Origin of the sequence: Microcoleus sp. D3_18_C2, from assembly GCF_036702395.1 — a bacterium.
Classification (GTDB): domain Bacteria; phylum Cyanobacteriota; class Cyanobacteriia; order Cyanobacteriales; family Microcoleaceae; genus Microcoleus.
The window spans coordinates 1-21,228 of sequence record NZ_JAUBTG010000047.1 but is presented as its reverse complement, the minus strand read 5'-3'; the positions used below and the strand labels follow the sequence as shown (position 1 = coordinate 21,228).

The 21,228-nt window shown below is 44.4% G+C and carries 25 protein-coding genes; 16 read left to right on the top strand and 9 right to left on the bottom strand.

The features are described from left to right. Positions 1–24 precede the first annotated feature (24 nt). Positions 25–498, bottom strand: coding sequence for a GNAT family N-acetyltransferase (locus QUA88_RS22535; protein ID WP_333207968.1), 474 nt, complete (start codon positions 496–498; stop codon positions 25–27). Positions 499–514: 16 nt separating this feature from the next. Here QUA88_RS22535 and QUA88_RS22530 point away from each other — a divergent pair, with 16 nt between their 5' ends. Beyond that, a complete protein-coding gene (locus QUA88_RS22530; protein ID WP_333207970.1) occupies positions 515–667 on the top strand; it encodes a hypothetical protein in 153 nt (50 codons plus the stop codon). 260 nt (positions 668–927) lie between these two features. Here QUA88_RS22530 and QUA88_RS22525 read toward each other — a convergent pair whose 3' ends face one another. Further along, a complete protein-coding gene (locus QUA88_RS22525) occupies positions 928–1,347 on the bottom strand; it encodes a hypothetical protein (protein WP_333207971.1) in 420 nt (139 codons plus the stop codon). Between the two features lie 425 nt (positions 1,348–1,772). On the opposite strand from QUA88_RS22525, the gene QUA88_RS22520 reads away from it, so the two are divergent. Beyond that, a complete protein-coding gene (locus QUA88_RS22520) occupies positions 1,773–2,018 on the top strand; it encodes an ArsR family transcriptional regulator (protein WP_333207972.1) in 246 nt (81 codons plus the stop codon). A gap of 64 nt (positions 2,019–2,082) precedes the next feature. Here QUA88_RS22520 and QUA88_RS22515 read toward each other — a convergent pair whose 3' ends face one another. The 4 genes from QUA88_RS22515 to cpeB form a co-directional block, all read right to left on the bottom strand. Continuing rightward, the gene (locus tag QUA88_RS22515) at positions 2,083–2,697 is read right to left on the bottom strand and encodes a HEAT repeat domain-containing protein (RefSeq protein ID WP_333207974.1); all 615 of its coding nucleotides are present in this window, start codon (positions 2,695–2,697) and stop codon (positions 2,083–2,085) included. Between the two features lie 146 nt (positions 2,698–2,843). Further along, a complete protein-coding gene (locus QUA88_RS22510; protein ID WP_333273932.1) occupies positions 2,844–4,133 on the bottom strand; it encodes a HEAT repeat domain-containing protein in 1,290 nt (429 codons plus the stop codon). 360 nt (positions 4,134–4,493) lie between these two features. Beyond that, on the bottom strand, positions 4,494–4,988 hold the full coding sequence (locus tag QUA88_RS22505) for a bleomycin hydrolase (protein ID WP_333159034.1): 495 nt from the start codon (positions 4,986–4,988) through the stop codon (positions 4,494–4,496). Positions 4,989–5,067: 79 nt separating this feature from the next. Next, entirely contained in the window at positions 5,068–5,622 is a 555-nt protein-coding gene (gene cpeB, locus QUA88_RS22500; protein WP_333067110.1) for a C-phycoerythrin subunit beta, read from the bottom strand. 233 nt (positions 5,623–5,855) lie between these two features. Here cpeB and QUA88_RS22495 point away from each other — a divergent pair, with 233 nt between their 5' ends. From QUA88_RS22495 to QUA88_RS22465, 7 genes are all read left to right on the top strand, one after another. Further along, a complete protein-coding gene (locus tag QUA88_RS22495; RefSeq protein WP_333273928.1) occupies positions 5,856–6,392 on the top strand; it encodes a phycobiliprotein lyase in 537 nt (178 codons plus the stop codon). Between the two features lie 50 nt (positions 6,393–6,442). Continuing rightward, the gene (locus QUA88_RS22490; RefSeq protein ID WP_333273925.1) at positions 6,443–7,045 is read left to right on the top strand and encodes a chromophore lyase CpcT/CpeT; all 603 of its coding nucleotides are present in this window, start codon (positions 6,443–6,445) and stop codon (positions 7,043–7,045) included. A 225-nt stretch (positions 7,046–7,270) separates the two neighbouring features. Beyond that, positions 7,271–8,155, top strand: a complete 885-nt coding sequence (locus QUA88_RS22485; protein ID WP_333273922.1) for a phycobilisome linker polypeptide — start codon at positions 7,271–7,273, stop codon at positions 8,153–8,155. A gap of 111 nt (positions 8,156–8,266) precedes the next feature. Continuing rightward, on the top strand, positions 8,267–9,034 hold the full coding sequence (locus QUA88_RS22480; RefSeq protein ID WP_333273919.1) for a phycobilisome rod-core linker polypeptide: 768 nt from the start codon (positions 8,267–8,269) through the stop codon (positions 9,032–9,034). 233 nt (positions 9,035–9,267) lie between these two features. Continuing rightward, positions 9,268–10,035, top strand: a complete 768-nt coding sequence (locus QUA88_RS22475; protein WP_333273917.1) for a phycobilisome rod-core linker polypeptide — start codon at positions 9,268–9,270, stop codon at positions 10,033–10,035. Positions 10,036–10,180: 145 nt separating this feature from the next. Continuing rightward, a complete protein-coding gene (locus QUA88_RS22470; RefSeq protein ID WP_015174910.1) occupies positions 10,181–10,486 on the top strand; it encodes a hypothetical protein in 306 nt (101 codons plus the stop codon). Positions 10,487–10,590: 104 nt separating this feature from the next. Continuing rightward, complete coding sequence (locus tag QUA88_RS22465; RefSeq protein ID WP_333273914.1) at positions 10,591–11,247, top strand: HEAT repeat domain-containing protein; 657 nt, start codon at positions 10,591–10,593, stop codon at positions 11,245–11,247. A 23-nt stretch (positions 11,248–11,270) separates the two neighbouring features. Here QUA88_RS22465 and QUA88_RS22460 read toward each other — a convergent pair whose 3' ends face one another. Beyond that, the gene (locus QUA88_RS22460) at positions 11,271–11,849 is read right to left on the bottom strand and encodes a phycobilisome protein (RefSeq protein ID WP_333273912.1); all 579 of its coding nucleotides are present in this window, start codon (positions 11,847–11,849) and stop codon (positions 11,271–11,273) included. 245 nt (positions 11,850–12,094) lie between these two features. Between QUA88_RS22460 and QUA88_RS22455 the strand changes: the two genes are divergently transcribed. Beyond that, the gene (locus QUA88_RS22455; RefSeq protein WP_333273909.1) at positions 12,095–12,829 is read left to right on the top strand and encodes a 15,16-dihydrobiliverdin:ferredoxin oxidoreductase; all 735 of its coding nucleotides are present in this window, start codon (positions 12,095–12,097) and stop codon (positions 12,827–12,829) included. 7 nt (positions 12,830–12,836) lie between these two features. Beyond that, positions 12,837–13,589, top strand: coding sequence for a phycoerythrobilin:ferredoxin oxidoreductase (locus tag QUA88_RS22450; protein ID WP_333207993.1), 753 nt, complete (start codon positions 12,837–12,839; stop codon positions 13,587–13,589). 2 nt (positions 13,590–13,591) lie between these two features. Here the strand turns inward: QUA88_RS22450 and QUA88_RS22445 are convergent, their stop codons facing one another. Then, positions 13,592–14,422, bottom strand: coding sequence for a pentapeptide repeat-containing protein (locus tag QUA88_RS22445; RefSeq protein WP_333207995.1), 831 nt, complete (start codon positions 14,420–14,422; stop codon positions 13,592–13,594). Positions 14,423–14,664: 242 nt separating this feature from the next. Between QUA88_RS22445 and QUA88_RS22440 the strand changes: the two genes are divergently transcribed. The 4 genes from QUA88_RS22440 to QUA88_RS22425 all read left to right on the top strand — a co-directional run bounded on the left by QUA88_RS22440 (position 14,665) and on the right by QUA88_RS22425 (position 17,052). After that, positions 14,665–15,249, top strand: coding sequence for a phycobiliprotein lyase (locus QUA88_RS22440; RefSeq protein WP_333207996.1), 585 nt, complete (start codon positions 14,665–14,667; stop codon positions 15,247–15,249). A gap of 160 nt (positions 15,250–15,409) precedes the next feature. Continuing rightward, on the top strand, positions 15,410–15,676 hold the full coding sequence (locus QUA88_RS22435; protein ID WP_333207998.1) for a hypothetical protein: 267 nt from the start codon (positions 15,410–15,412) through the stop codon (positions 15,674–15,676). 9 nt (positions 15,677–15,685) lie between these two features. Then, on the top strand, positions 15,686–16,567 hold the full coding sequence (locus QUA88_RS22430) for a HEAT repeat domain-containing protein (RefSeq protein WP_333273906.1): 882 nt from the start codon (positions 15,686–15,688) through the stop codon (positions 16,565–16,567). Between the two features lie 8 nt (positions 16,568–16,575). After that, positions 16,576–17,052 carry a DUF2656 domain-containing protein gene (locus QUA88_RS22425; RefSeq protein WP_333208001.1) on the top strand — a complete coding sequence of 159 codons (477 nt, stop codon included), beginning with the start codon at positions 16,576–16,578 and terminating at the stop codon, positions 17,050–17,052. 225 nt (positions 17,053–17,277) lie between these two features. Here QUA88_RS22425 and QUA88_RS22420 read toward each other — a convergent pair whose 3' ends face one another. Then, on the bottom strand, positions 17,278–17,820 hold the full coding sequence (locus tag QUA88_RS22420; RefSeq protein ID WP_333208003.1) for a transposase: 543 nt from the start codon (positions 17,818–17,820) through the stop codon (positions 17,278–17,280). A 740-nt stretch (positions 17,821–18,560) separates the two neighbouring features. Here QUA88_RS22420 and QUA88_RS22415 point away from each other — a divergent pair. Beyond that, positions 18,561–21,071, top strand: a complete 2,511-nt coding sequence (locus QUA88_RS22415) for an ATP-binding protein (RefSeq protein WP_333273901.1) — start codon at positions 18,561–18,563, stop codon at positions 21,069–21,071. Positions 21,072–21,228: the final 157 nt, after the last annotated feature.

Below are 21,228 nucleotides of genomic sequence, written 5' to 3'. Positions count from 1 at the left end.
TACCTAAGAGCTCAATACGCAGGCTTATTTCCCCAGAGCGTTCAGAGCCTTGCGGAAAACGATCTTGTCCTCGCCCGCCTTGTAGAACTCGCGGATTCTTGCTTCCTCGTCGTAACCGCTCTTGCGATAGAACGATCGAACGTACTCGAAGCTCTCCAGTCCCGATGTTTCCACGAGCAGCACGCGCTCGCCCCGCTGGGCCAACATCTGTTCGACGTGGGTTAGCAGTGCCGTACCGCGTCCTTGCTGCTGACGATCTGGACAGACGGCAATTAGATATAGATTCCACGTCCCCTGGGTCATTCGTTCCGGCGCAACATACGCGACCCCCACCAGCCCGCCGTCATCGTCGGTGAGCCAGATGTCTTGGCTATTTTCGCCGTCGAAGTAGTCTGCCAGCATGAGGGCGAGTTCTTCGGTCTCGTGTGGCTCGAATCCAATTGCCTCAACTAAGGCGATTAATGCAGTCGTGTCATCGGGCGCGATCGGGCGAATCATAGCAAACTCCGTGGGTATGCAAAATAGGTCAGCCACTGAAGGTAATATTACAACAGTAGTCGATGGCATTGGCACTGGTGTGGTGATCTGTCCCGAGCAGTTCTGTGCAGAGCAACAACAATACCTCGTGCGGCGACATATAGCGGTTCGAGCGAAAGATGAGGTATGAATGACAGCTTATATAACCACTGAAACGTATAGGGCCGGGGCCCAACTACGTCCGCGAATCTTTCTGAGAAAGGCTATATCAATGCTTTACTAACATCATCTTGAATACCGAAGTCCTAGAAACTAAAAGGGCGATCCAATAGCTGCAAGCAACGATGGAGCACGCTCATTGAGCGCGCGATCGACCACAGTTAATTTTGAAGTATTGGGTATTGCGATCGAGTGTTGGAAACTACAATTCATCAAATGAATGATTAGATATTACTTTGTAGTTTGGGGCAACAATTGATTTAGTGCACCACACAAGTATCCCTTCACGGTGTCCCTACTTGCAGTCACGCCACTGGGAAGAGTAAAAATCATTTCGACATTTAATAGATTTCCGTCGGCTGAGGCAAAAACATCGATCGGCAAAGCCCGCTGAAATGCTGTTGCGGGATTTTCGGCTTTCATGACACCTAAGTTCAGATCCGTGCTGAGAGTCTTGATGCCCTCGCGCGCCAAAATTGGTCGTAATTGGGAAAATGCTCTCTCTATCGATAACCCCTCAACCTGAACACGTGCAGAAAAGGCGGAACCATTCAAAAAGTCCCCCTTTTTTTGAAAGCTTTCCTCGCAGGTTGTGGCAACAGCGGGGGTGGCTAAACATATGAGAGCTAGAGTTAGTACAAGCGATCGCATATTAGCTTAGTTATGAGAATGAAACGAAACAATCATCAAGATTATGATGAACCATCATAGGAGGGTTTGGCAAGCGATGCAAATACCTTCGATGGTTTTTAGCATGAGTTGCAGTCTGGTTAGTATTCGCTGCTATTATAGCAACTATAGAAACTAGAATAATTAAGGGTAAAGACTAAAAGAGCGATCGTACTTAGGATCGCGAATTAAATAAATTCCGCAAGGAAAGTGGGATGGGCGTCCCGCCCGTCCACTCATGACGGGCGGGACGCCCATCCCACAATAACAATTAAAATTGTAAGTTATTTAATTCGCGATCCTTAGTTATAATTTGTCCGCACCCAGCCCAACGCAGTGAAGGGAAGCAATCGCCACCATCTGAGATTGCGACACGAGCGTGAACAAAGACAAGTGATTAGCCGAACATGATAAAAAATGTCACTAAAATCATTGAGGAAACAGGGCTGGGGCAAGCCAATGTTTCCCAGCACCTCAAGATTTTGACCCCGGCAGGCATCGTTCAACAGCAACCGCAGGGAGTCAGTGTTTACTATCAAATCACTGACCCGATGATTTTGAATATATGCGAACTTGTGTGTCAGAAGCTCGAAACTCGATTGCAAGAACAGTCACAACAGTTAAAAAAGCTCGACAGATTGCGTCAACTCTAACCGCGCTCGCGTTGGCTGCAAGTGCTGTGTGCGATCGAGAGTCGTGCTAAAAATGTCACTATATCTAACTATCTGCACGCTTGTAATTCATCACCAAATCCAACCGCGATAAAGAACTTGTCGCTGATTCCCGCACATAAGAATCCACCGATTCATCATTCGCAAATGTGGTCAGAACTTCTACACAACGGCTATCGCCCACAGAAGCAAGAGCATTCACGATCGCCACTTGTACCGCCACATTATCCGTTGTATTCAGCGACTCCACCAAAATCTCAAAAGCAGACGAACCCATCTGCCCCAAGGCCATCACAGAAGCAATATTAACCACAGGATTCGGATCTTCGATCGCCTTTTTTAATCCCTGCAAGCCCGCTTCAGGAAACGGCAACTCTGGATAATTAATCGCAATTTGTGCCAATACCTTCGCCGCACTCCCTCGCACAGTCACATTATCACTGTTTAACAATGCGTCCACCACCGATGGCACGGCATCTTCACCAATCACGCCCAAGGCTTTTACCGCCGCCCGACGATAGGTGACATCTTCTTCATCTAAAATGCCCACCAGTCGAGAAATTGTATTTTCATCGCGGGAATCGGCAATTTCAAACATTGCCCGATCGCGCAGATGAGGGTTCGGGTGTTTTAGTTGTTCAAACAAAGCATCTGTTGTCATGGTTTTTGGGGTTTTAGGTGTTTTGATTAAGCTGAATTAACAATCCTGGGCGCATAAATATCAAAGAAACCGGGTTTTTTACCAGTATTAAAGGCAGGGATACAATATTGTCGTAAAAAAACCCGGTTTCTGCCTCCCGTCCTAAATTAAGATAGTTCGGATGTTACACAAGTATGAGCATCTACTTTAGCTCGAACCAACCAATCTTGGTCGGCCGCAGCAATTTCATAACCGCTGACATCACCAAGTTTTTCTAGTGCCATTAATGCAGCATACTTCAAATCCCAGATTTTAGTTTCCAGACAGATTTTCAATTCGGGAATAGCACGTTGTTCTCCCAGTTCCCCCAGGGCGATCGCCGCCGCTGCACGGGATTTCTGAAACTGGGGTTGGGAGTGATGCAAAGCTTCCAATAACAAATCGTAGGCGGGAGAATGTTTTAACCAACCAAACAATTTTACCACATGAAAATGCGCTCCATAGTCATTATTTGCTTCTTCAGCAAAGGTAGCAAACAGGGCGGCTGGTGCATCCTCTGAGTAATTTTCTAGTATAGTTTTAGCTGCTAGATAGCAACGTCCAAAATCTGTTTCGTATAATTGGCGAATCAAAAACGGTAAGTCGGGTAATTTTTCATAACTATGTATTAAATCTAAATCTGCTGGATAGTCTCTTAATGTTTGTTCCAAATGGGGTTTAATGTTAGCAAATGTCAGGATTTTCTCAGCAATTCCTGCTTCTGCTAACATCCTAATTCCTCTGAGTCTAAAGACTAAAGATACCGGACATCTGGCAATATTTGGAATTGCATCGTAGTAACGCGCATCTATCAAATCCTGAATAGATAATCTGCGCCCCAGGACATTTTTGTGTTGCAACATCGCGACAACTTTTCCCATTTGAGAAAAGTCTCTGGTTAAGCGACAAATTGCGGCGATCGCAGCACTAGCAGTCGGCGGGTCAATATCATCGACAAATCTGCGAATTCTGGCTACGGCTGGCTGATAATCTAATTTAGTTAGGGTGTGGATAATTACCCGGTAGGTTTGTCCCGGTTTGTCGAGCAATTGAGCAACTTCTGCTAAAATATCGGCATCTTGAGTGCCAATTTCGCCGATCGCCCAAACGGCATTTTCCACCGTGTAGCAGTCATCATCGGCCAGACAGGTGCGAATCACGGGCAATGCTTGCACAGCTTGCAGTCTTCCCAAGGTTTCCACCGATTTGCGGCGCACAATCCGATTTTCCAGCACCGGATCGGTTTGTTGTACTGCTCGCATCAGTGCTGCGATCGATCGATCACTTGAGAAATTGATCAAGTGGGAAGCAGCTATGTAGCGGGAATCCTCTTCACCGATTTGGGCTTGAGGCGTATCTAAAAGGGCGATCGCCTGGTCTTCTGTTAAATTAAAAAAACTAAAAAAGCGTTTATCCATAAAATTAGCTGCAATCACTATAGAAGAAGAAAGGCACTACACGGATTATGATTTAACCGCAGAGAACGCAGAGAACACAGAGTCCGAGAATAGAGAGAGAGGAATAATTCCGATGAAGAGAGGATTCCATATGAGTCAGATGTTGAGGGTAGAAACTATGCCCGATGCCCTATGCCCGATGCCCTATGCCCAGAAACATTTAATTTACCTAAGAAACAGGATATGCCTATTAAAACACAATAACAAGCCTAGGAATTCTTTACCCTTACCTCACCAAAATCGGTAAAGCAACGAGCCAAGAGTTCCTAGACTTGTCGGGTAGAAACTACCCAGTCACGACATTACAAACCTGCCAATTAATTAGGACAGGGAGTTGATCGCGTAGTCGAGAAGAGCATTGTACTCAGTCAAAGCTTGAGCGGACATATCGCGAGGAGCACAACCGCGATTGCGAGCAAAGCTTAATGCTTCAACGTAAGGAGCAGTAGGCAAGCCCAAAGCGCGATAAACTTCGCGTTGACCAGCAATACCCCATTCGTCAAGAGGGCCTGTGCCGCCAACAACTAAGCAATATTGGACCAAGCGCAGGTAGTGCTTGATGTCACGATGGCATTTTGCTTTGAAAGTATCGGTGGAGTTAGCTTGACCGGATTCGTTCAAGTAAGGATACTTTTTGATGCAAGCATCATAAGCTTCTTTAGCAACTGCGTCGAGGTTGGTGCCTAATTTTTCTGCAGCTTCTAAACGAGCAGCAGAGCGTTGGATAGAACCTTGAACTGATTCTAAATCTGAGGTGCTAGGGAAGCGGCCTGCTGCATCAGCAGAGGCAATAGCGGTGGTGAGAACTGATTTCATTTCCTAAAACTCCTAAAGTGATTTTGACGACAGTGAGCGTAGTTTCAATTTTGCTGAGCGAATTGCGATTAGCAACTGACTAGCTCAGTGCAGAAATGATGCGATCGAAGTAGCTGGAAGCTTCAGCAACGAGGCTAGCACAACGATCTTCTACTACAGGACTGCCCATTTTGCGGAGCTTAGCACCAGCAAATTTTTCGCTAGGATTGTCTTGGATGTGAGCAGCGGCTTGAGCCTTCATGATTTGAACGGCACGCACGGTGGAGGTGGTGGGCACGCCCAAAGCTGCGTAGGTTTCTTTCAAACCATTCAAGCAACGGTCATCAAGAACAGAAGCATCACCAGCCAACAAAGCATAGGTGACATAGCGCAGAATGATTTCTGCATCGCGCAAGCAAGCAGCCATGCGGCGGTTAGGATAGCAGTTACCACCAGCTTGAATCAAGCCTTGGTTTTCGCAGATCATACCGGCAACAGCATCAGAAACCATGCAGCTAGCATTGCTGGCGATCGCGTTTACAGCATCCAAGCGTCGGTTGCCGTTGGCAACGAAAGCTCTCAGGGCACTAATATCACCGACGGTGGAGGTGCTGGCATCGGCTGCAACTACAGCTCTTGAAAAAGCGTCAAGCATTGAGTTCTCCTTAACTTAGAAAAATTATTTCTGATCTGAGTTGGTCAACTGGGTGACTAACTTAATGGTTTTGAATATATCTGTGGGGTGTTGCCTCTGTCTCATTCCTGAGAAACAAAGTAACAATTTGTTACTTTTGTGGCTAAAAGCACTTTTTTTCGTGGACAGGGGCCCAAAAAGTGGAGTTCTGAAGACCAGAATATTTTGGCTCTTGCCCCTGTACAATGTTTTCCATGAACAATATTAAGCAGTTTGTTGAAAATTCTCTAGGACGGTGGCGATCGCAGCGCAGCGCCCATCATTTGACTTTCAGACACTTTGAAGCTGTGCAGTCAGTCATTGATATCGTTGCTATCTCACCGGACGATCGGGCAGTAATGGAACTCTGTCAATTGTATAATGTTGACCCATCCCAAGCCGTAATGCCTTTTCAAATGAGTTGGGAGGGTGAGTCAGATTGGGATGAGAATTCTGAGGTTAAGGGGAGTTGTATTCTGGTACCAATCCCAGATCCAAATGTACCTAACCAGGGTAAGTTATTACGCGATCAAGGTTATGCTGAAACTATTGCCGCAGCAGGTGACTATCACATCACAGAGGATGGAACTTTTGTTCTGTTGACTAGCTACGAACACGCCGCCGCCGAAGAAAAAATCTGGTTTGCTAATCCTAATTTACGGTTTCGTGTTTCCCTAATTAAAACCAGTGGAGGAAGTGGGGTAGTAACGGCATCATTTTCCTCAGAGATTCGTTCGCTGTCAGGGAATTAGTGAATTGCTAATTGCTCTTGATAAACTTTCTTCTACCTTCTTCTTGGCTTATGAATTCCGTTAAAAGCAATGATTTAATCACTTTAGCTCAGTGGATGGCTGGGGATTTCAGTAACTATCAGCAATCCTTTGATAACCCACAACAATTTGCCCATATTCGGATATTTTTTCGTCCCTTACCCTTTGACTTTTTCAATGCCATTGGCTTTTACTCTGAACAGGTTTACGACCACGATCTGTGGACTCCCTATCGTCAGGGAGTTCATCGCTTAATTGACCAGGGGGATCAGATTTATATTGAAAATTATAGCCTCCAAGACCCCATACAGTATGCCGGAGCCGCACGAGAATTAAGCATTCTCAAAACTATTAAACCAGATAGTCTGCAACGACGCTATAACTGTTCCATGATTTTTAAACGAGACGGCGAAATGTTTCGAGGCGGTGTGGAACCAGGAAACCTTTGTCTCATCGAAAAAAGAGGTTGTTCCACCTACCTAGTCAGTGATGTCGAAATTACAGAAACAACTTGGAGTAGCCTCGATCGAGGTCTGGATGTAAATACCCATCAACAGGTTTGGGGGTCGGCTTTTGGCTCTCTACAGTTTGAAAAGCGTCAAAGTTTTGCCACTGAGTTACCTCACATCGTATAACTTATCCGCGTAATAATTTCAACTCACATTCGCCCTATATTACAAATATTCATGGCGTATTACAGGGAAAATATTGCAATAAAAGAGTCATAACAAGCTCTCAACCTCTTTGTGTACTACAAACAAGCTCCCTGAGCAGATTTTATGTTAAGTTATGTAAAGTTTTTTAATATAACCTCTAAGTATGGTAGTTTCTCATGTAATACAATTGTGGAGATTTTTTCAATGGTTTTTGGACCTGCATCTCGACTTGGAGTCAGTTTATTTGAAGAAACACCCCGTTTAGAACTAATTCCAGGACGTTCACAAGAAGAAGTAGAAACCATCATTCGTGCCGTTTATCGGCAAGTTTTGGGTAATGCTTACGTCATGGAAAGTGAACGAGCGACAATTCCTGAATCCCAATTCAAAAGTGGTGAATTCAGTGTGCGCGAATTTGTCCGCGCTCTGGCAAAATCAGACGCTTACCGCTCTCGCTTTTTCGATACTTGTCCTCGCTATCGGTTTATTGAACTCAATTTCAAACATCTTTTAGGTCGGGCTCCTGATGGCTTAGAAGAAATGAGAGGACACAGCACCATTCTAGATACTGAAGGCTTCGAGGCAGAAATTGATTCTTACCTCGACAGCGATGAATACCAAACTGCCTACGGGGAAAATATCGTTCCCTATTTCCGAGGCTACAAAACCCAGCCAGGACAAAACATGGTTGGGTTTACTCATATGTTTGCTCTCTTGCGGGGAGCTTCCAGTAGCGACCTCAAGGGCAGTCTTTCTGGAAAAACCCCTGTTCTGAATAAATTCGTGATTCAGCAAACCCCCCTACCCATAGTTCCCCCTTCAGGTGGTGCAGTTGGAGATGGTTGGGCCTTCCAAGAGTCTGGTATCAATTCACGTACTCGTGCTGGATTAGGTGCCTCAGCAGAAGGCAAAGTTTATCGCATTACTGTGACTGGATATCGTTCTTCAGCAACGACTGTGATGAACCGAGTCTCTAAATTTCGCTCTAGCAATCAAGCCTATCTCGTACCATTTGATAGGCTCTCGCAAGAATATCAACGCATCCACAAACAAGGCGGCGTAATTTCCAGCATCACTGCTGTCAACTAACAACCGCTCAAACTTCTGCCTTAACGACTTGGGGAATTATCTCCCTGAGCGTGTCTTTCACAATCCCTAATTCTCTGTTTTGAAGCGTTATTTATTCTTAGGAGAAAGTCAATGAGTGTCGTTTTAGATGCGCCAGTAGAACTTTGGCCTACCAGCAGCTCCGATGATAAACAGGCGGTAATTCGCGCTGTTTACAAGCAAGTATTGGGCAATCCCCATGTCATGGAAAGTGAACGCCTGACGATTGCAGAATCCAAGTTGTGCGATGGCACGATAACGGTACGAGAATTTGTCCGCGCTGTGGCTAAATCTGACTTTTATCGCAGTCGGTATTTTGAATCCTGCGCTCCATACCGCTTTGTCGAGCTAAACTTCAAACATTTGTTGGGTCGCGCTCCTTTAGCTCAAGAAGAACTTTCTGAGCATATTTGTCGGTGTACGCAAGAAGGCTACGAGGCAGAAATTGATTCTTATCTCGATAGTCCAGAATATCAAGAAAAATTTGGCGAGAATACAGTCCCTTATTATCAAGGGGCAAAAAGTCAAGTCGGACAAAAGCAAGTCGGCTACAATCGTACCCTTTCCCTGTATCAAGGTTATGCAGGAGTTGATAGTGCTTTTACCGCTTCTCGCTTAGTAGATTTTGTGGCTGGCAATAGCGGTAACAAGATTACTTTACCAACAACAGGCGGTCGGCTCAGTGCTTACAAAGATGCTACCGAAAAGACATTCAAGATTTTAGTCAAGGGGTCTAAATTTGACAGTCCTCGCCGACTAAGTAACACTGAATATCTTGTATCCGGTGCGAATATGACTCCGCAAATTCAGCGCATTCATCGTGCAGGTGGCAAAATTGTCAGCATCACAGAAGTTGCTTGAGGCATAGAGTGATTAGCGGGTAGAGAAGTAAAGATTTGCTTCTCTACCCTCTCGGAAACAATCGCGATTTTTATCTTATCACCCTCGCAATTCTGAAAGCGATAACGATAGAAACAGATAGTTTTTCAGTGCCTAAATATAAAAGATGTGTTCGCCTCTGTCAAGCTATTTCAACCAACAGTAACTTTTTTTTACACTCTCAATCAAACTTTAATTAACTTTAGGAAAAAATAATGTCCAGTTTAACAGCAGCTTTCGTCAGTGACCCAGTAGAACTGCGATCCAATGCAACGGAAGACGATTTACAAGTCGTCATTCGTGCTGCTTACCGACAGGTGTTAGGAAATGCTCACCTGATGGAAAGTCAGCGTCTCACCAGTGCTGAATCTTTGCTTCGCAATGGTGATATTACGGTGCGTGAATTTGTCAGACAAGTGGCAAAATCAGACCTGTATCAGTCTCTATTTTTTAACACCAATTCTGCCTATCGGTTCATCGAGTTAAACTGCAAGCATTTACTGGGTCGCGCTCCTTTAGAACAGAAGGAGATTTCTGATCACGTCCAAATTTGTAACGGTCAAGGCTATGAAGCCGAAATCGATTCTTATATCGATAGTGACGAGTATACCCAGAACTTTGGTGAGAATATTGTACCTTATCCTCGGAGCATTCGCAGCCAAACTGGTATCAAGAATGTCGGGTTTAATCGGATGCTTTCTTTGCTGGGAGGATCAGCTACTAGCGATAGCAGTAATCAAGCTCAATTAATTGCTACGGTTGCGAGCAATCTGCCTCAGAAAATCAAACTTTCTAGCGTTGCTAACAGTGGAGCCTCTAGCACAACTGGTAAACGTTTTCGGATTACTGCTGCTAAGTCTGGTGGTGCTAAGGTCAGAGTGAGCAAGATCAGCTATGAAGTCAGCTATGCTCAAATGTCTAAGCAAATTAAAAATATTCAGAAAATGGGAGGAAAAATTCTCAGCATTACTGAAGTTGGCTAAATTTACCTAGACTTCACCTTTGTCTTCATTGAAGTTTGGTATCTCCTGCTTTCTATAGAGCGAGTTTATTATTCGCTCTTTTTCTTCTATGTAACACTTGAAAATAAAAATAAATCACTCAGTTTTCAAGCTGAGGATCTGAAAAATGCTACCCCCAATAGCTTGTAAAAAAATTCAGGCTTGGATCAGAAGTCGTCACCTAATTTTTTGCGGTCAATTGCTAGTTTTTGAAACTTTAGACTATCCAGCAGTTGAGCGATTTGAGGAATGTGTTAACAGTCTAGGAGGGTGTTTAATTTCTGTTGAACCAGCCAAACGACTTTGGATGGGAAATCATCGACAAGTGATTCTCTATCAGGCTAAAGCCAGTTTGCATACACCTCATCATGAACTGCGGCAATATTGGTTCAAGTACGGCTGTTTTCAGACTCGATTCGATCAAAGAGCTTAGCTATAACAACCGCCAAGGTTATTAATTATTAAAATATCTTTGGTTATTTGCATAATTAGGAACTTTTTGGTTAAAATAAAGAAAAATTATACTTTGTTGTGGTTATGGATCTTCATGAAATCGAAACGTCTCTGAACAATCCTGATTTTCAGTATCGACTCAAGGCTGTTGCGGCTCTCAAGGATTATCAACCAGAGATTGCCGTTCCCTTGCTCAAGGGCAAACTCGATGACCCGGAGTTCTTAGTACGTTCCTTTGTCAGCAGAGCATTTGGGACACAACAAACCGCTGAATCCTTCGCCGCATTGCTCCAAATCATGAAATTTGATAATACGCCGAATGTGCGAGCTGAGGCTGCTAACTCTCTTTCGCTTTTTGGTCGATGTGCTGCATCTCATTTAGTCTCGACTTTTTTTCAGGATGACCACTGGTTAGTTCGTCGTAGTATTCTGGCTGTTTTGGTTGATATGAAGTGCGAAAGCGAACTCTTTGAGGTCTGTATGGAAGCCTTAGCTGGCGAAGATATGGCCACCCAGGAAGCCGCTGTGGATGCACTTGGTACATTAGCCGGAACTAATCAGGAACAGGCTGCACTTTCTCAGTTATTAATGCTGGCTAATTCTGAGTATGAACGTATGCGTCAGCACGTCGCATCTGCTTTGCAGAATTTTGATGCTCCGCAGGCTAAGGAAATTTTAGGTCAACTTAGGCAAGACTCAAATCATCGAGTTGTTGCTACTGCTTTAGAAAATCTGCTTTAGACAATAAATAGTAAGGAAGTTGATTAAGCTTGACTAAAAGTTTTTAACCCACTGATTAAATGGTCAAAAGAGAGACTCAATAAATCCCGGTCTTCAGAATTAAAATGCTGCAAGCTAACTTTTTTCAACTGTTCTAGTCCACAAAGCATCGCCGAAACAGGAACCCGCAATTCTTGATACAGTAGCTCCATATTTTTGAGCCCTTCTGGGCTAGTAAATTGAGGATTGTTACCTGCAATTCCATAGGTGATACACCGTAGGAACTGCCAAAAATCTCGCCAACAGGCTTCAGCACGTTCGGGAGGATAAAGGTCATTACCAGGCTCAGTGATATCGGGAAAGTCCGCTAATACCTTTTTCCTCGCATCAGCAACAATATTAGGAGCTTGCTCTCGCAATAATCTGGCTTTTTCTAGCATTAAAGAAAGATGAGGATGAAGATTTTCAATGCGTTCTAAATCCTCATCTGTGAGATATCGACTTTGATTGTCAGCATCTTGAAAAATGGCAATTACTTCATCGGAATATAAGTTTTTCCAAGTGGCAAAACTGACAATTCTCGCTTGGGGAATTAATTGCTTGGCTCTTTCACTTAATTGCATATTTATTAAATTACACTCACTTAATTTACTAGGATAGACTAAAATTATGAACGGGTTGGTTAAGATTTATTACAAATAAAGCCCTTTAATGAGGGTTGGTACAGGGTTTTTCTGGGTAATCCTGAGCACACAACAGATTTTTGTAACGAAATATTACTTTGTTTGTCAAAAACAGAGACAAGATTTAAGGTAATCCCTTATGATCTTGTTTTGAGGGAAAGATTGAAGGAGCTAGATTTTAATCTATGTTTAAGCCGTTTCAGGAATTCTTAGAAAAAGAACTGTTTGGACGTTTTGCTCTAGAGAGTCGTCCCATTCCCTCTGGGTTGGAATCGGTGGTGAGTGAAAGAGGCAAAAATCCTGCCACGATTCAAAGTTGGTGCTATCAATGTCCCGAATTGCGAAAGATTCGTTACACCTACATTGATGCTGGAGAAACGGCACAAATTTTCAATAGTGTCATTTATCCGAATTATAATTACGATTTGCCTTTGCTAGGAATTGATTTTTTAGCCTTTGGACAGAAGAAAATCTTGGTTGTCTTGGATTTTCAACCTTTATTCCGCGATCGAGCCTATATAGACAAATATATCGGGCCAATGAGCGCAATTAAGGATAAATACAAAGATTTAACGCAAGACTTAGAAATGAAGTTTTACGATGCGAACCAGTATTTTTCTAAAAACTTGCTATTTGCTAAAACTGATGCAGAAACGGTTGTAACTCGTTTGTTTCCAGCCTATCAAGAATATGTCCAGTTGTATTGGCAAATGCTAGAGCAAGCCTCCCCGCTTAAGACTCCAGAAGAGATGCAGCGGATTGTGAAGGCACAGAAAGATTACGATCAGTATAGTGCGGAACGCGATCCAGCATCAGGGCTATTCGGCAGCTACTTTGGGCATGAATGGTCAGATAGATTTCTGTACGAGTTTTTGTTTGAAGATGCTGTTCCCTTAGCAGTTCCAGCGGGAGTAAGATAAGTTAAAAATGACTCTTTATCAGCCTTTCTTAGATTACGCTATCCCACTTCTAAAAGCACGACTTGACTTGGCTCCCTATCCCATTCCCGCAGGTTTTGAACGGAAGGAAGCTATAACTGGAAAGGGGAAAAAAGAGCAGTTGGTTGTGACGACAAGTCATGCTTTTAAATCCTCAAAATTACGGCAAATTCGGGCCGCCCATGTTGAGGGTGGTGATGCTCTCCAGGTACTTAATTTTGTGATTTTCCCCCAGTTAAATTATGATTTGCCTTTTTTTGGGGCGGACTTAGTAACTTTGCCGGGGGGACATTTAATTGCTTTAGATATGCAGCCTCTTTTTCACGATGCTGCTTATCAGAAGCAATACTCAGATCCAATTTTGCCGATTTTTAACAACTATCAAAAGGATTTGCCTTGGGGAGGAGATTTTCCTGACGAGGCAAAACCTTTCTTTTCACCTGCTTTTCTTTGGACTCGTCCGAAGGAAACAGAGGCTGTGCAAACTACGGTCTTTGAAGCTTTTAAGGATTATCTTCAAGCTTATCTCGATTTGGTTGAGCAAGCGCAACCTATAACTGATAGTGAAAGGTTGTCTGAGATTCTTCAGGCTCAACGGAATTATATCAATTATCGTGCTGCAAAAGATCCCGCTAGAGGAATGTTTATGCGGTTCTATGGTGAGGAGTGGACTGAGGAATATATTCACGGTTTTCTGTTCGATTTAGAACGCCAAATTCCCGACGTTCAACAATCAGTGTAAATTTATCCTAGCTGAGAGCGAAGACTCTGAGCCGTATTGTTACGAGTAAAAGCATTCCAAGTTCCTAATTCTTTGGGATCGCGAGTGCGAAGCATGGCTTTCATCTCTTGGGTGAGTCCTTGTGCTAGGGTAAAATCAGCGCCAGCAATACTCTTTAATTGCTCTAAATTTGCCCCGGTTAAGTCAGCCCCTCGTAAATCCGCTCCTTGTAATTCGACTCCAATTAAGATAGCATTTCGCAAATAAGCACCAGTCAGAAAGGCATTCTGAAGACTCGCCCCACTTAAGGCTGCTCCCTCTAAATTGGCCCCAGTTAAATCGGCTCCACTGAGATAAGCACCTCGCAGGTTACAACCGTGTAAATCTGCTCCTCTGAGGTAAGCTGTATTCAGAAAAGCTCCACTAAGATTGGCTTGGGGACCAATTGCTCCCGAATTTTTGTAATTAAAACCCTCTGGCCAAAGGGTATGAGCATCATATTGAGCTAGTTTTAATTTTGCCTCTTGTAGCTGGGCACCTACTAAATTACAGCCCTGTAAATCGGCACGAAAAAGATAGCTTTCTTGTAAATTCGCTCCACTCAAATTGGCATCTCTGAGATTGGCCCTTCGTAAATCAACCCCTTTGAGATTTGCCCCTTGCAGATTGGTTTGACTGAGGTTTGCCCCAATCAAGTTTGATCCGCTTAAATCAATACCAGATAAATCCATCTGGCTGAGGTTGATTCCCGCGATGTTGCTTTGAGCTAGACTTTTCCCTTGCTGAATGGTTGCCAAGATTTCAGTTGCAGAAAGGGGTTCGGAGAGGAAAGATGAGTGTTGACGAGGTGACATTATGTTTTTCTGAAAATTTATCGATCGAGTTGCTCAAAATTGTCCTGTGTCATTTATCCTAGAATTTGAAGGATTCCAGACTGACGTTTGTTTATTTTTCTTAACTAAAATCAGCTCTGATTCCCAGTTCGGCTAAGTTCAGGTCAAAGCCTAAATCCCCGTTTTTCATTGAGATTTGTCTCAATCCCTCTGATTACTCTCGCTAAGTTGACACAGAAATGCTGCTAACACCACCTATGACTATGATGGATTTCTTTCGCAAGAGTGAGGGCGTTTGGTTTACTCAGCGAACAGTCCATAATTTTGATACTGCTGCGGCTGATGAGTCGGGAGAGTCCAATGTCATCGTTGAAGTTTTGTCAATAGACGATCGCAGACTTTTAGATGTTTGTCAAGAGCAGAATGTCGATCCCGCTTTAGTTAGTGGGGGATGCAGTTTTATGTGGCAGGACAATTTAGATGATACAGTTCCGAACCAAAACTATGCTGCTATTCTTTTAGATGTGCCTAATCCTACTAATCCGAGAACGGGCAAGTTTCTGCGAAATCGAGGCTATGTTGAAGGTATTCCGGTCATCGGTGTTTACCATTTTGCGGATGATGGGGTGTTGACTATTGAGACGGAATATGAGACTAATCAAGGACAGGAACGCTGTTGGTTTATTAACGATCATTTTCGGGTACGGGTGATGACTGTGCAGATGGTAAATGGGGTTAAACAAATGGCATACTGTTCTGAGCGTCGTTGTATTTCTCACTCGGCTTTAGAAGAGATGATTGAACACAATCGCTTGAGATTTTCTGGGGTGGGTGTGCTGTCACCTTAAAGCACAAATATCCAGTCTATTGCAATCGCAGCTACACACACAGTCAAAATATACTGGTGAGTGAAAGTGCGGTAACACAAACAAAAAATATACCGACGACTGCAATCGCATCTACACACAAAGTTCGCAGACGCGGACTAATTATTGAACTATCAAAACTATGTCTGAAAACGAAGAATTGAATCCATCCGATAATGAGGAAACTGTTGCTACTTCACCAGAGACTAATGTTGAAGAATTGGCAGAAGTAATTGCTGAATTTGAGAAATATCGCGAACGTTTGGTTAATGAAACGATGACTGCGGCACAAAAGGCCAAATTACCTCCGAAGGCGGCGATGGCTAAAATTGAGCCGGAACTTGCTAAGATTGATGCTGGACTGGATAGTCTGCGCGCTCAATTGGCGGCTCTAACTACTAATAATTAGGTGATGGTGATGGTCAATTCTAATGCTCAAGCGGAGGCAGATCCAATTCTCTTGGCTCACGCTGAAACAGATGCTTTTCTTCAGGAAGTTACTGAACAAATAGATTTAGATAGTTTCGACGCTAACGATTCCAATCTGTTGAAGCGGTTGGTTGAATGTTTGGGAGATACGCGGGGGATGACTCGACTGCGTTTCGCGGAAACTTTGGCGGAAATTGGCGAAGCGGCGACTCCTTTTTTGTTGGATGGTTTGGCTAATCATGTTAATCCGGTTGTGCGGCGCGCTGCTGCGAAAACTCTGACTTTGATTGCCGATCCGACTGCGGTTCCTCATTTAATTCATGCTTTGTTGAACGATGAGGATACGGTGGTTAAGGGTTCGTCAATTGGGGCGTTGGCGAGGATTGGGGAACCGTCTGTGCAGGCTTTGTTGGATATTTTAGGGTCAACTGATTTGCCTGAGAGTACGATCGGTCATGCGGCTTGGGCGTTGGCTTTTATTGGGGCGGGGGCGAAGGAGTATTTGTATCGGGCGATCGCGTCTGATTCGCCTGTGGTGCGCGGTGCGGTGGTGGGTGCGATCGCCAAGGTTGCACAGGAAGAACCGAAGGATGAATTATTCGAGATTTTGGTTAAGTCTCTCACGGATGTTGATGTTGATGTGCGCTGTGAGGCGGCGGCGGCTTTAGGAAATCTGGCTTATAAACCGGCTATTCCTAATCTGATTGAGTTGCTGGATAGCGGTGATGGGGAAACTCGCAGGGCGGCGGCTTTGTCTTTGATGAAAGTGGGCGATCGGGCTGCGATCGAACCGCTACAAGCTGCATTGGAAAAGGAATCAGAAGCGGCGATTCAAGGTGTGATTAAGTTGGCAATTTCTCAAATTAAGTAACTAAAAGTATGACTGAATCGGGAACGGGGCGGATGTTGCTTTCTCATAATTTTGATATGCCGGAGGGTATTTTTTCCACTTTAAGTAGGGAAGAATTAACTCTGGTATTTGCTGAGGGTTTAAGTCAACATCCTGAGATTAAGTGCCGTCAATTAAATCATGCTCATTGGATGGTAGAAGTTTTATTTTCTACTGATGCTTTTTCTCCGCCTCAAGTGGGAGAATTTTGTGCTCAAGCTTTGGTGGATAAGCGGATGAGTCAGGGGAAAGCCGATGATTCTTTTCCTGATATTTTGATTTTAGCGGGATTGAAGAAGACTCCTCCTTTGAGTAGCGATGCTGAGGCGTTGCAAACGGGAGAATGGGGGGTTGATGTGGTGGAAACTCCGTCTGCTGAGAGTTTTTTGATGGCGATGGGGTGGGAGGAGAAAACGGGGGGGAAAAGTATTGATGATGTTTTTAAGGTTGAAAGGAGAAAGGGGTAAAGGGTGAGTTAAGGTGCCAGGATATCTTTTTAATTGTTACTGTTTGTTATTCTTGAGACTCCGCCAATTTCTGGGGGGTGACAAAGAGGTCTACGAAATAGACTGTATAAGGGTTGCAGCCCGCATACCTTGTTGATAAAAGCGGCGTTTAGAAGGAGTTAACTTGCGTTTACTGTTCCACCTCCAAAGAATATTTTTCTAGATAATTAACCCACTTTTCTCCATCTAATCCAACACCAAATGTACTCCGTCTGCGATACTTTTTCTTGGGTTCTGTGTGACGAGATACATATTCTTGTACCTGCTTTTTTTCAGTTCATTATCTTGAAATATTGCCCAAGTGTACGCCAGTGTCATGAGCAGAATCATGTTAATAAGTCGGTTCCCTTTGAGGCTTGTTCCTTCAAGATCGTAGCCTCCTGTTTTACAGTATCGGAACATTTCTTCAATGCCCATCCGCTGCTTATAAGCATTGAGCGCTGCTCGCAATGAGCCTAAGTCCGTGAGAATAAACCAGGCTTCTTTAACTTGATATTTCCCATAGTTCCTTTTCCACTTACAAGCAAGCTCAAACCCGGTAGTAGGTAGAGTTTTCCTCAGTTTTTTTCCTTGAACATATAAAGACGTTCCTGGTACTATTCCTAATTCATCCAACCGTTGCCAAACTATATGTTGTGTTTCGATACAAAGATTCTTTTTCAGTCTTAAGCAAAAAGACACACCCTTTTCCTTAAGCCAGTTTGCCAAATCAACAGAACTTGCATTCACGGTATCCTAAAACGATGAGTTTATATTCTGAAAATAATGGTAAAACTTGCTGTAAATTGGTAGTCTGTGACTCGAAGCTACTGTTCCCCAATTTGGGCAACAGTGACCAGTATAATGGAATTGCTCTTCGCTCCCAGATCGGGCTAACCATAAAGAGATTTATGCACCCCCATTGACTGCGGTCGATGGCGATTGATAAACGAGTACCAATGGGGCAATAAGTGGTCAACCAATAAGTAATTAAGGGGAACCAAATTAATGAGATAGTTAAGTTTGGTAAATCCAGAAATATTTGTAGTTTTCTACGCCGACTTTCCGTTGTAATTGGGTAAGGAAATACCCGTGCCTGTCGTTATAATCTCACTTGTTTTTCTGATTGGATCGCCCTGGGCAAAGTTGTCATTACAAGAAACTGAGCTGATGTCAGTTGTTTTTTTAAATGAGTCTGGTAAAATGTTGGTATCATTATTTTTGGGATAGGCAAGCGTGTAACAATTATGCTGCCTATCTTTTTTGATCGGCGGATTGGCTCAATCCTCACCACCTCTGGGTTTCAGGCTGGTTGTCACCCCCCCAGGCGATCGCTAATAACCTCAACTGATTGCGCCTCAATCTTTCACCGCTACATTAGATCGATCGCACACTTTTTATCCCTAGAAGGAAACACTAGGTATTTGTTCTTTTTCTTGATTGTGGCAATTACACTTGGATCACAATAAGATTACTCCTATCTGTTTGTTATGGAAATAGATCGCGTTCCATTTCTGAATCGCCTCCGGCGCACCATGTCCTCTGCGGAAGCTTGGGGCTTTAGTGTGGTTGGATATCTGATGTGGTTTACCTTAGCGCCGTCGGTGCAAGCAGAAATTGGCTCCGCATCCCTGTTGGTCTGGATTCCTGGTGCGATGGTCGGAATTCTGTTTAACCTTCAAGTTCAGAGTTTGGGCGAGAAATATCCAGATGTATCTGGGGGAACACCCAATTACATCACGCGACTGCTGCATCGTTACCCTGCCCTTTCCCGTTACTTGGGGATTGCCTACTACTTGGGGTGGGTTTCTTTTCCGGCCATTAATGCGATCGTCATCACAGATTTGATCCAATTTCATTTAGAACCGATGGGGCTGAATGTTCCAGAAAAAGTGTTTGAGATCGGTTTTACTGCGATATCTTACTTTTTAGCATTCAGCGGCACCCGTGCCGTCGCCATTCTGCACCTCTTTTTTATCTTTCCTTCGATCGGCTTTTTACTCCTCTTCTGCGTTCAGGGTTTAGGCTGGCTTGCCTTGGATCCCCAAAGCCCCGGACTTTTGCCCAGCAGCATTGATGCCATCAGTGTCCATGACTGGCTGAAATGGTTCTTGTTTGCAGCTTATAGCTTCTATGGCTGTGACACAGCTTCATCCTTTGTAGCAGACAGTCTCCACCCAAAAGACACCCTCAAGGCCCTGTCTTGGGTTGCCTGGTTCATGCCTCTGGTGTTTGTGGGTGGCACTTTAGTGTTGGTGCAGTTGGCAACCGCTGCCGGTTTAGAAGGCAATTTGTACGGCAAATTCCTGGTTGCTGCCAAGCCTTTCTGGGGAGACGCTGCCCCTGTCATCGTCACATTGCTGGTTGCCGCTAGCTGTTTGTTGGGATCTGCGACTAGCGTTTGCAATACGCCCCGCATCCTTTTTCAACTCGCGCAGGATGGGCTGTTGTCTCCAGTGTTTGGCGCAGTATCCCGTCGGGGTGCCCTAGAACCCGCGCTGCTGCTAACCTTTATCTGTAGTTTAGGATTTTTAGTATGGGGCAACACCACTCGAATTGTCGTGGTGTCAGGGGTGAGTTTTTTCATTTCTATCATGGGGTTCCACTTGGGGCTGTGGATGCAGCGCAACGATCCAGTCGTGCGTTGGGGGCGACTATCCTTAGCATTACTGGTGCTGGAGTTCATTTCCCTGGTGGTGGGTGGCGTTGCCTGGGGATGGATGGACTTTGGTATCGGGTTGCTGTTGCCGTTAGCAGTGATAGCGATAGACGCTGCGATTCTGCGGATTCCTTGGCCATTTTTGCATTTACCGTGGTGGGATAGACTCCATACCAAGCCAGTAACTCCTCCTAAAAATGAATACTTTGTGGTGCTTCAGGTCGCAATTTTGATTGCGCTGATTTGTGGTACAGCGACGATCAGTTGGCTGATTCGCTCCTGGCTGCTGGTAGAAGCCGGAACCAACAATCCCTATCTGCTGATTATTGTGTTGATGACGTTGGCATTTGTGGGAGTGGCAATTGCTTGCTGGACAAGTCTGCCCCAGGTTGCTGCGATCGAAGAACTAGCAATCTCCTCAACCGCGCAAGCTAAAGAACTGGAGACGACCCTAAACGAACTGAAAAAAGCTCAGATGCAAGTGATCCAAAGCGAAAAAATGTCTAGCTTGGGACAGTTGGTTGCGGGAATTGCCCATGAAATCAATAACCCGGTCAACTTCATCCACGGTAATCTTACTCACCTGGACGAATATACCCAAAATCTGCTGCAGATGATCGAACTCTATCAACAGCGCCATCCCAGCAACGATCCAGACGTGCAAGCAATGGCAGAGGAAATCGATTTGGAATTCCTCACTGAAGATATCCAAAAGATAATTTCATCTATCAGGGTAGGAACCGAGCGAATTCGCGGTATTGTCGTCTCGTTGCGAAACTTTTCTCGTATGGATGAAGCCGACTTCAAAGATGTTGATATTCACGAGGGAATTGAAAGTACATTGCTGATTTTGCAGCACCGGCTCAAAGATAAACCAGAGTGTCCAGGCGTGGTAACGATCAAAGACTATGGCACTTTGCCCAAGGTGGAATGTTTCCCCGGACAACTCAATCAGGTATTCATGAATATATTGGTCAATGCCCTGGATGCCCTAGATGAGATGAATACTAAACGCTCCTATCAGGAGCTTAAAGACACCCCGAACCAGATTACGATTCGGACTTCTGCGATTGACAATCAATGGGTGGAGGTGGCGATCGCTGACAACGGAATCGGTATGCTAGACCCAGTGAAGCAGCGCATTTTTGATCCCTTTTTTACCACCAAAGCCATCGGTAAAGGTACTGGTTTGGGGATGTCGATTAGTTATCAAATCATTACTGAAAAACATCGCGGTAAAATCAAGTGTTTTTCTACACCTGGCTCAGGCACTAAGTTTGTGATTCAGATCCCCATTCGGCAACAGCCAATTTCACCATTCCCGATCGCTCCTCAATCTTAACCACTTCCCATTCAGTGCAGCCCTCAAACAAAGCATCGTACAGAATTGAAGAGCGATCGCTCTTCTGGTAATTTTAAATTAGGAATGAGAATTAAATAACTTCCACAAGATTGTGGGATGGGCGTCCCGCCCGTCCACTCATGACGGGCGGGACGCC